This is a genomic window from Fulvivirga aurantia (assembly GCF_009711475.1).
GTDB classification, from domain to species: Bacteria; Bacteroidota; Bacteroidia; order Cytophagales; family Cyclobacteriaceae; genus Fulvivirga; species Fulvivirga aurantia.
Genome location: NZ_SMMD01000888.1, coordinates 1 through 13,805, shown reverse-complemented (window position 1 = coordinate 13,805; position 13,805 = coordinate 1). Strand labels below are relative to the sequence as shown.

The following is a 13,805-nucleotide window of genomic DNA, read 5'->3' as shown; positions in this document are numbered from 1 at the left end:
ATAAAGTGCGTTGTCTGTGGTGATGGGTGACTCCTCAAAAGAATTGCCCATTGTATATTTAGTTACTTGTAAGTGAGAGCTAAAGCTATAGATCTTGTTTTTTACAGTATCCTGAAAACCTTTGAGTATGAGAAAAGAAACAATCATTACAGCCAGGCCTATACCGATACTGGCAATAGCAATTTTATGGATAGTAGCGGAAAAGCTCCCCTGCTGCTCATCGGTTATTCTTTTCGATATAAAATAACTAAGGTTCAAGAATTATCTATTTTTGGACAATACAGCGCAAATTAACTAATTAAGCTTTGAACAGACTTATATTATTTCTATCATTTTCTTTCATCATATTTTCTTGCAAAGCGCAACCTGGAGATCCTCAGGCTCCTATCAAAGTGGGAGCAGAAAGGTTCGATCAATATATTCCTTTACTAGAGTCTCAAAGTGCCGGGTTGGTTGTAAATCAAACTTCCATAGTTGGAAATACCCATCTGGTCGATACACTAAAGGCGCTTGGGGTTGATATTAAAAAGGTATTTGCACCGGAACATGGTTTTAGAGGGCAAGCAGATGCCGGAGAAGTGGTGAAAGATGGGATTGATACTCGTACGCAATTGCCTATAATTTCTCTGTATGGTAAAAACAAGAAGCCTAGTGCCGACCAGCTTGCCGATATTGATGTTGTCATTTTTGATATTCAGGATGTTGGAGCCAGATTTTACACTTACATAAGCACCATGCATTATGTGATGGAGGCTGCGGCAGAGAATAAAAAAAAGGTTTTGATACTTGATCGACCCAACCCAAATGGAATGTATGTTGGTGGGCCTGTACTTGAGGAAGAGTTCTCTTCATTCGTTGGCATGCATCCAATACCGATCGTACACGGACTTACTGTAGGAGAGCTTGCGCAAATGATAAATGAAGAAGGGTGGTTAGAAAACGGAGCTAAAGCTGATATTGAAATTGTTAAGTGTGAGAATTACAACCATAAGATGTCATATTCTTTACCTGTAAAACCATCTCCTAATTTGCCTAACGATCTATCTATTAAAATATATCCATCGTTATGTTTGTTTGAAGGTACTGTTATAAGTGTGGGAAGAGGCACTTATGCTCCTTTTCAACAAATAGGGCATCCTGATTTTGAGGGCATGCCCCATCAATTTACACCAAAAAGCATTGAGGGCATGTCTAAATACCCAAAACATGAAGGGGAGACTTGCTATGGACATCTATTTGAAGAGCAGAATGCTACCAGAGCTTTCGACATCCAGTATTTGATTGACTACTACAACTTGTATAACGGCAAGGAACCGTTCTTTAATGCTTTTTTTAATAAACTTGCTGGGAACGCCACGTTGCAGCAACAAATAGTTGAGGGTAAAATCAAAAGTGAAATTGAAGCCTCATGGCAGGCAGAGCTCAATCGCTATAAGTTAATGAGAAACAACTACTTACTCTATCCCGATTTTTAGCATTATCCTGAAGCCGACATACGCTGGCTACTAACGTGGCCGTCCTCACTGATTGAGGGGAAGGTCAAATTAATCATATCGTTATCGCTGTTACTTAGTTTATAAAAGTAAGTGCCTTTCTGGTTGCTTTCCTGCAAGGTGTGCAATACATGGGCGAGGTAGCCATAATGACTATAGTTGTATCTGGCTAGCCACTCAAGAGCCTCATTGTCTTTGTAGATGCATCTGTAAACAGCCGCCCATTCTTTAAAATCACTGTACAATAAGTACCTGAAAGCTAACTTGTCATTGTTTAGGGCACTCAGCAAAGCTGAAAGTGCTTTGAAATTGTATTGCTGAAGCCACTCCTTTGCGCTTTTGCTGTCGTGAAGTATCACATCAGAAAGCGCAGCCAGTTCTTTAAAATTATTTTCTTTGAGCCATTGGTAAGAAACCTCATCACCTTTAAGTGCCTCAGCTAATCTTAAAATTGATTCGATTTCGTATTTTCTTGAGCGGTCGTGCATATTATTCGCTGATCAGTTTTTGGTAATCTTTTATACTTTGTTGAATGATCTCTTTGGCCACATCCACGTTCTGAAATTCTTCTACTTCTACAGACTTGTTTTCTAACTTCTTATAGTCTTCAAAGAAGTTTTTGAGCTCCTTAAAAAAGTGCTCTGGCAATTCAGAAATATCATTCATGTGATTTACGCTCATATCGTTTTCCGCTACAGCGATTATCTTATCATCCATCTCGCCACCGTCAAACATGCGCATGGCACCAATCACTTTGGCAGAAACAATACACATAGGCACAATAGTAATTTGAGATAGTACCAAAACATCTAGCGGGTCGCCATCATCACAATAAGTCTGGGGTATAAAACCGTAGTTGGCTGGGTAATACATCGAAGAATAGATAACACGATCCATCAGGAGCAGGCCCGTATCTTTGTCAAGCTCATATTTTGCTCTCGTATTTTTAGGTATTTCTATGATCCCATTGATGACATCGGGCGATTTTTCTCCGATAGGTACGCGATGCCAGGGATTACTTTTATCAAATGCCATGGTTGTTCTTAGGTTTAATCTGTTGTTTAAAGCCTTATGAGCTTTTTAGTTAATCGTTGGTAGAGGATAACAGACTATACCTGATATGGTTACCAAAAAATTGGTTTGGTTTTAAGAATTGCTTTGGCTGGGAATAAAAATATCGAACGTAGCCCCTTCACCCGACTTGCCAGCAGCAGAAATAAAGCCTTCGTGGTTGTCAACTATTTTCTTAACTATAGCCAGGCCTATACCCGTACCAGAGTATTTGGTGCGACCGTGCAATCGCTGAAAAACCTGAAAAATCCGATCTTTATATTGATCTTCAAAGCCGATTCCATTATCTGAGATAGCAATGTGACAATACATCTCCTGGTCTTTGAGATCTTCGTGAGCGAGCTCAGAGCCAAGGGCCTCTTCTGCTTTTATACTTATTACAGGATCGACTCCGTCACGAGCAAATTTTAATGAATTACTTATGAGATTATAGAGCAGCTGCTTAAACTGAAATGTTATGATATTTACGTTTTGATCTACGGATACTTCTACCTTTGCATTTTTTACCTCAAGCTCCTCTTTGAGGTCTTCTTTCACTTCATCTACAATCTCTTGTAATTTTACCTGCTCAAATTTTCTGTCGGTAATGTTGGTACGTGAATAAGCCAGTAAATCTTCAATCAGCGTTTGCATTCTTCGTGCAGCGCGCTGCATTCTGTCAAACCTGTCTTTGCCTCTATCTGTCAGGTTATCGATTTCTTTTTCCATTATCTGGCTGGAGAAAGTCTGGATTTTCCTGAGAGGCTCCTGCAAATCGTGACTGGATATATAGGCAAACGACTGCAGCTCCGTGTTCATGTTTTCAAGATCAATATTCTTTTGGCGTAGCTCTTTGGTGCGCTCTGCCACTTGTTTCTCAAGCTTCTGTGTAAATGTCTTCTGATCTTGAATGTCGGTACTGGTACCAACCCACATTTTAATGTTGCCATGGGTGTCTCTTTGAGGTATGGCACGACTCAACTGCCAGCGATATTCTCCATCATGCTTCCGAAAGCGATGTTCAAATAGAAAATCGTTTCCAGTGGCAATAGATTTTGTCCACTCTCTAATATTCTCTTTGCGATCTTCGGGGTGTACAATTTGTATCCAACCTCCATTGAATAACTGATCTTTAGATAGACCAGAATAGTCATATACCGACTGATTGAAGTAAGTAATATTTCCATCTGGCTCGGCCGTCCAGACCTGTTGCGGCATACTGTCGGCCAAGAGCCTAAATTTTTGCTCCCTCTCCTGTAATTGTTGTTGAAAAAATCGCTCTCTGGTAATATCTCTTACCGTACCGATGAGTCTTGCAGGGCGGCCATCAATATCATAATAAACATTACCTTTAGCTTCTATCCATAAGGTTCTGTCATCGACAAGCAATCTCGTTTCGAGGTGTAAAGAGCCATTTTCAAAAGAACGTGAGTATGACTTTTGACTTTTGTCAATATCTTTAGGGTGGAAGTTTTTAAAGAACCTCTTAAACTCAATTTCTTCTTTTTCATCAAGACCGAGAATATCCAGACACTTTTCGGAGCACATGGCTGTTTGGTTGGGTATGTCGTGCTCCCAAACACCTAGTTCACTGGCCTCGATAATCAGGTTTAATTTCTGCTCATTTTCTTTGATTCTCTTTTGTATGATTACACGCTCGTGTATGTCCATACAGGCGCCTATGTAGCCATCAAACTGGCCTTCCGTAGAAAATCGCGGCTCGCCTTTTATAAAAACCCATCTGTATTCATCATCATGCCTCCTGAGCCGATGCTCCATGTAGAAGCCTTTTTTTTCTCCAAATGCTCTGTCGTAAATTTTATTACACCGTTCATAATCTTTAGGGTGTATGCTGTCAGTCCAGCTCGAACCGAGATCGTCTTTAAGTTTATTACCGGTAAATTTGAGCCAGGCTTTATTAAAAAAGTTAGTCTGTTTGTTGGTGTCAGTCATCCAGATCATTACTGGTGCACTATCAGCCACAGTTCTAAATCTTCTTTCACTTTCTTCTATACGCTTTTTAGCTAAATACTGTGATGTAATGTCTTGCAGAATACCACTAAAGCGAATGGGTTGGTCATTTTCATCGAAGATTGCTTTACCCTTGGCCTTTACTCTTCTTTTTTCTTCAGTCTCAGGATTTATTATAGAGTATTCGATCTCATAATCTCCAGGGGAGCCTGGGCTTAAGGTTTTTTGAATTTCGTTTACTACACGGTCTCTGTCTTTTTTGACTATTCGCTCCAGTGCAGTTTCTAAAGGTATTTCATCGTTAAGATCTATACCAAACCATTCTTTAAGCAGGTCGTTGCCTATAAAGTGATTTGTTTTTGGATTAAGGTTCCAGGTGGCAATTTGGGCTGCATTTAATGTGAAATTCAGTTCTTTTCGACCTTCTTCCAACTCGGCTACTATGCTGGTTTCTTTGGTGATATCTAGAGCTACACCGCTTAATTTAGGATTTTCACCTTCTCGATATGTCAGTTTTCCTTTGGCATGGATAGTTCTTACCTGACCTGTAATTTTATTGTGTAACCTGTACCTTACCTCATGCTCACCAGTCGACTCTGGTTTTATTGCCTCTTCAATTGCCTCTTGCACATGTGGGATATCTCTAGGGTCGATACACTCCAGGATTTCTTCTAAATGTATTTCATCTTTATCGATACCATACCACTCTTTGATTAGCTGATTGCTGGTGACCACATTGGTGTCAAGATCAAGACTCCATGTACCAACACCCGCTGAGTGCAGTGTCTGATCCAATTCATTTTTACTGGCCTCGAGACGAGCATGAGCACGTACTTTTTCCGTAGTCTCAGTACATGTCACCAAAATACCGTCAGGTATACCTTCATCATTATTTACCGGACAATAACTGAAGGTCCAGTAAACATCTTCTATCTTTCCATTTCTATAAATCGGTACGAGTTGGTCTTCACTCCATGTAGCCTTTCCTGTCTCTAGTACCTGATCTATCAGTGGTTTGATTATATCCCAAATCTCAGGCCAGGCCTCTTTTGCAGGCATACCTAAAATAGACGGGTGCTTGCCATCTTTGCCCAGACTAGGTCTGTAGGCATCATTGTAAAAACAAACAAGCTCAGGCCCCCACCACAAAAACTTAGGAAAACGTGAGTTTAAGACAATATTGAGTGTAGTACGTAAACTTTGGGGCCAGGTATCAGGGGTTCCTAAAGATGTTTTGCTCCAATCTTTTTCACGGGTGAGTTTTGCCATTTCACCATCGCCAGAGAGAAAAGTGTAGGTCTTAGTTTTTGTCATAGAAGATCGTGTGTCACGGCTGTAGAACAAATTCTTTTAAAGAAGGTTGTCCTAAATTTTTATTTGCCATAGCACTAAGGATTTTCGAGATAAATTGTTTGAGTTCATGAAAACTACCTGGTTTTCTTATGTAATAATCAGCTCCTATATCATAGAGCGCGGTTACCACTTCGCTATTGTAAGATGTAGAGCAAATGATGACTGGTATATGTTTTAAAACACTGTGGGCCTTAATTTCAGCCAAGCACTCTATCCCATTTTTCATGGGCATGTTGAGATCAAGGAATAAAACGTTAGGATTGTAGTCTTGATCTACCATCAAAACCTTCATTAACTCAACGCCATTGTTTACGGTAGTAAGACTTATAGCGTAAGGCAGGTCGTCTAAGGCTTCTCTGAAGAAGATACAGTCATCTGCATCATCATCTGCAAGTAGAATTTTAATTACCTCTTTCATACCAAAAAGCCTAAGACTAAAAAAGCACATGTCAAATAGGTTGACTAATGTGCCTTAATGAAAATACTAAAAGTTTTTGAAAAGAAGAAGAGAATGTATGTAATGCGTAAGATTAAATGAGAAAGGCCACAAAAAATATCATTCTTGTGGCCTTAAATAGAAATGTGGTTATTTATTTTTTAAATATATAGCGAGTAATGTAAATACCATTACCATCTCCTTTGCCGCCATCACTCTCCACAGCACTGGTTACAAAGGTTAGTTCCCAGCCTTCTTCTGCCATCTGGTTTAGCTTGCTCGATACCAAAGCATCATTTGATGCAATATTCTGAAAATTGATACCAGTTAAACTGTAAAAGTTAAGCAGTTTAGATTCTGCGAACTCGTCTACTTTAGCATCGGATCGTTTTACATCACCCTGCTTACTTTTCTTACCATCTGTTCTTTCGGTAGTAAACTCATCGATATCAATTTCTGATTGGTTTTCGATCATTCTCGATCTACCCAGACCACCCGGTACTATTGATTCTACTACGGTTATGACTTTAAATTGTGGAGCTTCCTGAGCTCGGCCAGTTAGAAATGTGCCAGCAACTAATAGCACTAATAAACCTAATTTTTTCATTTCAAAGTTGTTTAGAGTTGAATGTTTAATATAGGGGCTATTAGCAACAGATATGCCAGTTTGATGATATACGGTCTTTTAGGGGGGGTAAACCTTGCAGACAAAGCACAAAAAAACCTTCCCTGATAAAGAGAAGGTCTTTAATTATGGTTTCTATATTTTGATTACTTACGCCATCTGCGCGTCAAGCTTTTGTGAAAGCACACCTTTAGGTACTGCACCCACTTGCTTGTCTACGATTTCACCACCTTTAAAAACAAGTAAGGTAGGGATGCTTCTGATTCCAAACTTAGCAGAAACGTTAGGGTTTTCGTCAACGTTTACTTTGCCAATTACGGCTTTGCCATCATAATCGCCAGCTAGTTCTTCTACTACTGGTCCGATCATTTTACATGGGCCACACCACTCTGCCCAAAAATCTACCAATACAGGTTTGTCACTATTTATGATCTCTTCAAAGTTAGCGTCTGTTATTTCTATCGCTTTGCTCATTATTCTATATTTAAAATTCTACTTATAAAGTTCTATTGATCAACGCAAATATACTGTTTTTTCGTTCCTAGAGTAAACCGCCTTTGCCATAATTATTATCGATCGTCTCATAGGTGACAGTTATAATGAATTCAAGCCCTTAATTGTTTACAAACATGGGTCAATCAGAGCTCTATCTCAGTGATTATCAATGAGCAAATTTGAAATCCAATTATTGAGGAACAATTGCCACACCTATCTGTTTAAATACTATTAAAGCAAATTAAATAAACAAACTTCAATAACCCTTAAGGGTAAAATATGACTGAAAAAAGTAATAGCAAACCGATAGTAGTTGTAAAATATGGTGGCAATGCCATGGTTTCAGAAGACATACAATATGATGTATTGAAAAATGTATGTGCACTGAAAGAAAAAGGGTATGCTGTAGTTATAGTGCATGGTGGTGGTCCCTTTATACAAGAGACGCTGGATGTGGCACAAATTGAAAGTGAGTTTATTGGAGGGCAAAGAAAAACCACTCCAGAGGCATTGAAATATGTAGAAATGGCCCTGAAAGGTCAGGTGAATGGTAAAGTGGTAAACATTATAAACACGTTGGGTTATACAGCCGTGGGATTGTCTGGCCGTGATGGTAAAATTGCGACTGCCGAAAAACTATATCATGAGGAAACAGTAGGAGATGAGCTAAAAAAAATAAGCTTGGGACAGGTAGGTAAGGTTAAGTGTATTGATACCAAGTTGATCTACACGCTTTTGGAAAATGATTTTATTCCGGTAATCACCTGTATAGCGAGTGACGAAAAAGGAAATAGCTATAATATTAATGCCGATCTCTTTGCCGGAAGTGTTGCCGGGCACCTGAAGGCCTCGGTCTTTGGCGTGCTTACCGATGTAGATGGACTGATGGAGGATATCAAAAATCCTGATAGTTTGATCAAAAACTTGGAAATGGATAAAATAACGACTTTACTAGGGCAAGGCGTAATCATAGGAGGTATGATACCCAAAGTAGATGCCTGTAAACTGGCTGTAGAAACCGGAGCGGGTAAAGCTGTGATTTTAAATGGTAAGAAGCCAGAACAAATACTTGCTTTAGTAGACAATGACAAACAAATAGGAACAACAATCAAAAAATAATATATGGAAGCGTCAAGTAACGCATCACTTAACAAATTAGATCAAGAATACTATTTACAAACGTTTAAAAGATACCCAATTGCTTTTGAGAAAGGCGAAGGGTCTCGCTTGTGGGATGTAGAGGGTAACGAATATATCGATGCTCTGGCCGGAATAGCCGTGTGTAATCTCGGGCATTGTCACCCGGAAGTGACCAAAGCCATCAGAGAGCAGGCCGGGCAGCTGGTACACATCTCAAACTTCTTTGTGAGCAAACCACAGACCGAACTCGCTAAAAAGCTGTGTACACTTTCGAATATGGATCGTGTATTCTTTACCAACAGCGGGGCAGAGTCGGTAGAAGGAGCAATAAAACTCGCTCGAAAATTTGCGAGGAGTAAAGGAAAGGCAGGAGAGGTTATTGCCATGACAAATAGCTTTCACGGTCGCACACTAGCCACCATAGCCATGGGTAAGAAAACTATGCAAGATGGTTTTGGTCCTATGCCTGAGGGCTTTCAACAAATAGATTTTAATGACATAGAAGCTGTAAAAGCAGCCATCAATCCGAATACAGCGGCAATTATACTCGAACCTGTACAAGGCGAAGGAGGTATACATGTGGCTGAAAAAGCTTATTTAAAAGAATTGAGAGAAATATGCGATAAAGAACATATTGCTCTCATTTTTGATGAAATACAATGCGGCATCGGCCGTACGGGTAAACTCTTTGCCAAAGAACATTATGGTGTAGAGCCTGATATTATGACTCTTGCAAAAGGCCTGGGTGGAGGAATGCCTATAGGTGCTATTTTATGCAAGCAAAAAGTAGATGATGCCATCAATTATGGCGATCATGGCACAACATTCGGAGGTAATCCTCTGGCTTGCGCTGCTTCACTGGCCACTATCGACCTGATCAGTAATCCTACTTTTTTGAAGGAAGTAGAAGAGAAAGGAAGATACTTTAAAGACAAAATACTTAATGCTGCTTTGCCTCATTTAGAAGAGGTAAGAGGCTTAGGTTTAATGATAGGCGCAGTGTTTTCTTTTGAAACAAAGCCTTTGGTTGCCAAAATTCTTGAGCACAAAGTAATTGCCAATGCTACCGCAAATAATGTGTTGAGGCTTGTTCCTCCATTGGTGATCACAGAAAAAGAAATAGATAAAGTAGTAGAAGTCATTGCAGCATCTGTAAAGGAGGTGAGCAATGGGTAAGAAGAAAATAGGAATTGTTGGCGCTACAGGGTATACCGGCTCAGAACTAGTAAGAATACTTCACCATCACCCGGAAGTTGAAATAACAGCTATTACTTCAGAAAGTAGAAAAGGAGAGAAATTTTCTGACGTGCATGGTTTTTTCAGAGGCATTGTGGAGCTGGAGTTAAGCTCTATAAAAAATATCGATGACCATGAACTAGACCTTGTGTTTCTAGCACTTCCACATGGCGTTTCTATGGATTTTGTAAAAGATCACGCTGATGCTAAATACCCGATTGTAGACTTATCTGGTGATTTTAGACTTGACTCACCTGAGATTTATGAGGAGTGGTATAAGAAAAAACATGTGTTTAAAGAAGGCTTTGAAAATGCCGGTTATGGCATACCAGAGCTATTTAGAGATGAGATCAAAGACAAAAAATTAATTGCTAATCCTGGTTGTTTTCCTACCTGTGCGATCTTAGGCCTGGCTCCTTTGAGAGCAGGTGATATCATTGAGAACAGCATGATCGTTGACTCCAAAACAGGAGTGACCGGTGCAGGAATCAAAGCTAAGGAAGTAACTCATTTCCCTAACGCAAATGACAATTTCAAAGCTTACGGAGTAACAACTCACAGGCATACGATAGAAATTGAAGGCGTAATGAATAGACTCAATAATGGAGGAGCGGTCGTTCAGTTCACACCGCATCTATTGCCGGTCGATAGAGGGATTATCTCAACTATCTACACTAAGCCTAAAGCAGGAGTTGATCTAAGTAATTTACAGGATAGGTACAAGGATTTTTATAGTGGCGAGCCATTTATAAGAATAGTAGATGCACCACCTACACTCAAAGATGTAAGAGGTACCAACTACTGCGATATTTATGTCACTTATGACGAGCGCACAAATAATATAATCACGATCAGTGCTATTGATAATCTGGTAAAAGGTGCAGCAGGACAAGCTGTGCAAAATATGAATTTACTGTTTGACTGGCCCGAAAATACTGGTCTCAATCAAATACCATTAAATCCATAAGCCAAAACTTAAAACAACCAAATCGATGATAAAGAATTTAACGAGTGTAAGAGGAATAACCTGCTGGGGGGCTCATACTGGTATAAAATCTATGAGAAGAGACCTGGCGTTGATATATTCTGAAGTTCCGGCATCTGCTGCTGCTACTTTTACCAAAAATCAGTTAGTGGCTGAGCCGATAAAGGCTTCTAAAAAACAAATTAAAAATGGCAAAGCACAGGCCATAGTTGTGAATGCAGGAAATGCTAATGCATGTACAGGTCAGCAAGGTAAAGAAGGCGCTGAAGCCATGATTAAAGCTACTGCCGAAGAGCTAGGCATAGACGAAAGTCTTGTTTTAGTAGCCTCAACAGGACTTATTGGTGAGCCATTCCCCACAGAAGATGTTGTCTCCGGTATTAGAGAAAATATCACCAAGCTTTCGAATAAATCAAATGCCGGTTCTTTTGCGGCTAATGCCATACTTACTACCGATACTTTTCCCAAAGAAGGTCATATCGAGTTTGAAATTGATGATGTAGAGATCAACCTTGCGGGAATAGCCAAAGGATCTGGTATGATACACCCTAATATGGGCACCATGTTGGCATTTATCGTCTGTGATGTAGCCATAGACCCTAAGTTGCTTGACAAAACGGTAAAGGAAGCTGTGAATAAATCGTTTAACATGATCACGGTAGATGGTGATACATCAACCAATGATATGGTGGCTGTTATGTGCAACGGCATGGCCAAGAATACGGAATTAAAGACAAAAAAAGATCCTGGGTATCAGGAGTTTAAGAAAAGGCTCGAAGAAATAATGATGCACCTTGCCCAGCTGATTGTATCAGACGGTGAGGGTTGTTCTAAATTTATTACTTATGAGGTTGTGAATGCACCTGATGAAGAAACAGGTCGTAAGTTGATAAGGGAAATCTCTGATTCTACCTTAGTAAAAACTGCCATGTTTGGTAGAGACCCCAACTGGGGCCGAGTGATGTGTGCCGCTGGTAATGCAGGTGTGCCTTTCAATTTTGAAAAATCAGATTTGTACCTGGGCAGCGATAAAGAAACGCTCAAAGTGCTTGAGCAAGGAGTTCCTCAGGAGTTTGACCGCAATAATATGAAAAGAATATTGCGACACTCTCAGCTCAAAGTTACCCTGGATCTTAACAACGGTAAAGCAAAATCAGTAGGTTGGGGTTCTGATCTTACTACTGACTATGTGATGTTCAACTCAGTGTACACCACTTAGAATTACAATAGAAATAGTCTACATTTGAGTAGCATTCAGGTCTTTAATTATGACTTGTTTGCTACTTTTTTTATAGGAAGAAAAAACTCAAAATACATTGATAAAACATTTTTGGCAATATCTAAAAACATGGCTGATCGTTCAAAGAAAGAGGTTTTGGCGCTTGATGAGCACTTCGAGGAGTGAAGAGTTTACAAAATTTGCTATTGTTTGTGCTCCACGCTCGGGGTCTACGATGTTACACACCTACCTAAACTCACACAGCGCCATTCTTTCTCATGGAGAGATTATAAGAAGAAAAGTGGAGGCCGAAGAAGAGTTGCTATCTATAGATGAGTTTGCCTTTAGTCCGCAGTCTAAAAAAATAAAAGCGGTAGGCCTGAAGTTGTTTTACGAGTATATGTACAAAGACAAATTCAAAGTAGCTTTTGATGAAGTGGTGGAAGATAAAACCATTAAAATCATTCACCTCACCAGAGACGACAAGAAAAAGCAGCTTACTTCATTGCGGAGGGCAGAGAAGAGTGGGGCATGGAGCAGCGTGCTCAAAAGCACAGAAGAGCCAATAAAAATTATCTTAAGTGAGGAAGATCTAAGCTCTTATGAGAAAGAGCAGAAGGAGATGATCGACATTATACATGAGAAATTTAAGGAGCATACGGTTTTGCAAATGACCTACGAAAATCTGGTATCAGACCCTAAAGCAGAGTTAGATAAGATACAGCAGTTTATAAATGTAGAGCCGCAGCAATTATTTACATTACTTCAGAAGCAGGGTGCCGAGTAAAACCTAATAATACTCCTTTGTCTCTAACCTTTTTGAAATCCACCAGTAATTGCCTGCCGGGTCTTTGATTCCAGCCTGGCGGTCTCCATAATCCATATCAGCCGGCTCAAACTCGCCTTTGGCTCCGCGCTTAATGGCATTTTCGTATAAATGGTCAACATCGTTGGTGTATAAATACATCGAGGTCTTCATACCTAAAAACTGTCCTCGTGCCTGAGAAATCATTATTCTTGAGTGACCTATTTGAATTTGGGCATTTTGTATTTCGCCAGATTTCTCATCAGTCATTCTACCAACTTCTTCTGCAAATAGACCGTCAACCAAAAACTTGATGTACTCCTCTGGTTTCTCCACAAAAAGATAAGTGTTTACTGTAGAGCAGGCTTCAGGCAAATGTGTTTTATATAATTTATGCATGGGCTAAATTTTAGATAGTGCGTCCTCAATAATTTTTTCCATTGCGATAGAAGGGCCATCAATGTTGGCGTTTATAATTCTTCCATTGGCGTCAATTAAGATGTACCTGGGGATGGATACTGTAAAGTAATGCTGATCAAATTGCTCGTTCATATCAAACGGTAGGTATAACTCGGTAACGTTGGTAGAGCTTCCCTTTTTTTGGAGAAATTTCTCCCAGACATATCTTTTAACATCTTTTGAGATAGCAAGAAAAGAAATCTTTTCATTGCCACTGTATTTTTCGGCTATTTTCTGGTAATCGGGTCTACTACTGATGCACGGTCCACACCATGTGGCCCACACATCCAACACCACCAGTTTACCACGATAATCGGAAAGTCTCACAAGTTCACCATCGCTGTTATAAACGCTGAAATTAAAGGCGGGTTGTCCAAGGCCAGTTCCAAAATAGCTCTTAAACGTATCTTCAATTATATGATAATACCTGTTCTTTTTCTGTTTACTCAATGCTTCTTCGAGTTCACTTGTCAGGAATAAGTTTTGATGCTTTTTCCAGTAGTGAGGCATTTCAACTACTTCTTTTAGGTACACAACC

Annotated in this window: 14 protein-coding genes and 1 pseudogene; 6 read left to right on the top strand and 9 right to left on the bottom strand. The window is 39.7% G+C overall.

Features of this window, described 5'->3' with window-relative positions; all coding sequences use genetic code 11:
* A pseudogene (locus tag E1176_RS15025) lies at positions 1-258 on the bottom strand (ABC transporter permease); the annotation flags it as partial.
* Between the two features lie 47 nt (positions 259-305).
* Here E1176_RS15025 and E1176_RS15020 point away from each other — a divergent pair.
* Positions 306-1,475: an exo-beta-N-acetylmuramidase NamZ family protein gene (locus E1176_RS15020; RefSeq protein ID WP_155211497.1), complete on the top strand. Its 1,170-nt coding sequence runs from the start codon at positions 306-308 to the stop codon at positions 1,473-1,475.
* Positions 1,476-1,477: 2 nt separating this feature from the next.
* Here E1176_RS15020 and E1176_RS15015 read toward each other — a convergent pair whose 3' ends face one another.
* From E1176_RS15015 to trxA, 6 genes are all read right to left on the bottom strand, one after another.
* The gene (locus E1176_RS15015; protein WP_155211495.1) at positions 1,478-1,981 is read right to left on the bottom strand and encodes a hypothetical protein; all 504 of its coding nucleotides are present in this window, start codon (positions 1,979-1,981) and stop codon (positions 1,478-1,480) included.
* 1 nt (position 1,982) lies between these two features.
* Positions 1,983-2,528 (bottom strand): inorganic diphosphatase, encoded by a 546-nt coding sequence (locus E1176_RS15010; RefSeq protein ID WP_155211493.1) that lies wholly within the window; start codon positions 2,526-2,528, stop codon positions 1,983-1,985.
* Positions 2,529-2,639: 111 nt separating this feature from the next.
* Positions 2,640-5,828, bottom strand: coding sequence for a PAS domain-containing sensor histidine kinase (locus tag E1176_RS15005; RefSeq protein WP_155211491.1), 3,189 nt, complete (start codon positions 5,826-5,828; stop codon positions 2,640-2,642).
* 13 nt (positions 5,829-5,841) lie between these two features.
* Positions 5,842-6,285: a response regulator gene (locus E1176_RS15000; protein ID WP_155211489.1), complete on the bottom strand. Its 444-nt coding sequence runs from the start codon at positions 6,283-6,285 to the stop codon at positions 5,842-5,844.
* A 172-nt stretch (positions 6,286-6,457) separates the two neighbouring features.
* Entirely contained in the window at positions 6,458-6,910 is a 453-nt protein-coding gene (locus E1176_RS14995; RefSeq protein ID WP_155211487.1) for a hypothetical protein, read from the bottom strand.
* Between the two features lie 168 nt (positions 6,911-7,078).
* Positions 7,079-7,402: a thioredoxin gene (trxA, locus tag E1176_RS14990; RefSeq protein ID WP_155211485.1), complete on the bottom strand. Its 324-nt coding sequence runs from the start codon at positions 7,400-7,402 to the stop codon at positions 7,079-7,081.
* 300 nt (positions 7,403-7,702) lie between these two features.
* Here trxA and argB point away from each other — a divergent pair, with 300 nt between their 5' ends.
* From argB to E1176_RS14965, 5 genes are all read left to right on the top strand, one after another.
* Positions 7,703-8,542 (top strand): acetylglutamate kinase, encoded by an 840-nt coding sequence (argB, locus tag E1176_RS14985; RefSeq protein WP_155211483.1) that lies wholly within the window; start codon positions 7,703-7,705, stop codon positions 8,540-8,542.
* Between the two features lie 3 nt (positions 8,543-8,545).
* Positions 8,546-9,739 (top strand): aspartate aminotransferase family protein, encoded by a 1,194-nt coding sequence (locus tag E1176_RS14980; protein WP_155211481.1) that lies wholly within the window; start codon positions 8,546-8,548, stop codon positions 9,737-9,739.
* On the top strand, positions 9,732-10,766 hold the full coding sequence (argC, locus tag E1176_RS14975; RefSeq protein WP_155211478.1) for an N-acetyl-gamma-glutamyl-phosphate reductase: 1,035 nt from the start codon (positions 9,732-9,734) through the stop codon (positions 10,764-10,766). Before E1176_RS14980 ends, argC begins: the two co-directional genes overlap by 8 nt.
* A gap of 25 nt (positions 10,767-10,791) precedes the next feature.
* Positions 10,792-12,003: a bifunctional glutamate N-acetyltransferase/amino-acid acetyltransferase ArgJ gene (argJ, locus tag E1176_RS14970; protein ID WP_155211476.1), complete on the top strand. Its 1,212-nt coding sequence runs from the start codon at positions 10,792-10,794 to the stop codon at positions 12,001-12,003.
* A 166-nt stretch (positions 12,004-12,169) separates the two neighbouring features.
* Entirely contained in the window at positions 12,170-12,790 is a 621-nt protein-coding gene (locus E1176_RS14965) for a sulfotransferase (protein ID WP_155211474.1), read from the top strand.
* A gap of 3 nt (positions 12,791-12,793) precedes the next feature.
* Here the strand turns inward: E1176_RS14965 and E1176_RS14960 are convergent, their stop codons facing one another.
* A complete protein-coding gene (locus E1176_RS14960) occupies positions 12,794-13,207 on the bottom strand; it encodes a VOC family protein (protein WP_155211472.1) in 414 nt (137 codons plus the stop codon).
* A gap of 3 nt (positions 13,208-13,210) precedes the next feature.
* On the bottom strand, positions 13,211-13,805 hold a 595-nt coding region (locus tag E1176_RS14955; RefSeq protein ID WP_155211470.1), incomplete at its 5' end, for a TlpA family protein disulfide reductase.

Excerpts from the sequence above, each read along its gene's own strand:
- E1176_RS15000 (WP_155211489.1), bottom strand. The coding sequence starts at position 6,285 with ATGAAAGAGGTAATTAAAATTCTACTTGCAGATGATGATGCAGATGAC.
- E1176_RS15005 (WP_155211491.1), bottom strand. The coding sequence starts at position 5,828 with ATGACAAAAACTAAGACCTACACTTTTCTCTCTGGCGATGGTGAAATG.
- argJ (WP_155211476.1), top strand. The coding sequence starts at position 10,792 with ATGATAAAGAATTTAACGAGTGTAAGAGGAATAACCTGCTGGGGGGCT.
- trxA (WP_155211485.1), bottom strand. The coding sequence starts at position 7,402 with ATGAGCAAAGCGATAGAAATAACAGACGCTAACTTTGAAGAGATCATA.
- argC (WP_155211478.1), top strand. The coding sequence starts at position 9,732 with ATGGGTAAGAAGAAAATAGGAATTGTTGGCGCTACAGGGTATACCGGC.
- E1176_RS15015 (WP_155211495.1), bottom strand. The coding sequence starts at position 1,981 with ATGCACGACCGCTCAAGAAAATACGAAATCGAATCAATTTTAAGATTA.
- E1176_RS14960 (WP_155211472.1), bottom strand. The coding sequence starts at position 13,207 with ATGCATAAATTATATAAAACACATTTGCCTGAAGCCTGCTCTACAGTA.
- argB (WP_155211483.1), top strand. The coding sequence starts at position 7,703 with ATGACTGAAAAAAGTAATAGCAAACCGATAGTAGTTGTAAAATATGGT.
- E1176_RS14980 (WP_155211481.1), top strand. The coding sequence starts at position 8,546 with ATGGAAGCGTCAAGTAACGCATCACTTAACAAATTAGATCAAGAATAC.
- E1176_RS15010 (WP_155211493.1), bottom strand. The coding sequence starts at position 2,528 with ATGGCATTTGATAAAAGTAATCCCTGGCATCGCGTACCTATCGGAGAA.
- E1176_RS14995 (WP_155211487.1), bottom strand. The coding sequence starts at position 6,910 with ATGAAAAAATTAGGTTTATTAGTGCTATTAGTTGCTGGCACATTTCTA.
- E1176_RS14965 (WP_155211474.1), top strand. The coding sequence starts at position 12,170 with ATGAGCACTTCGAGGAGTGAAGAGTTTACAAAATTTGCTATTGTTTGT.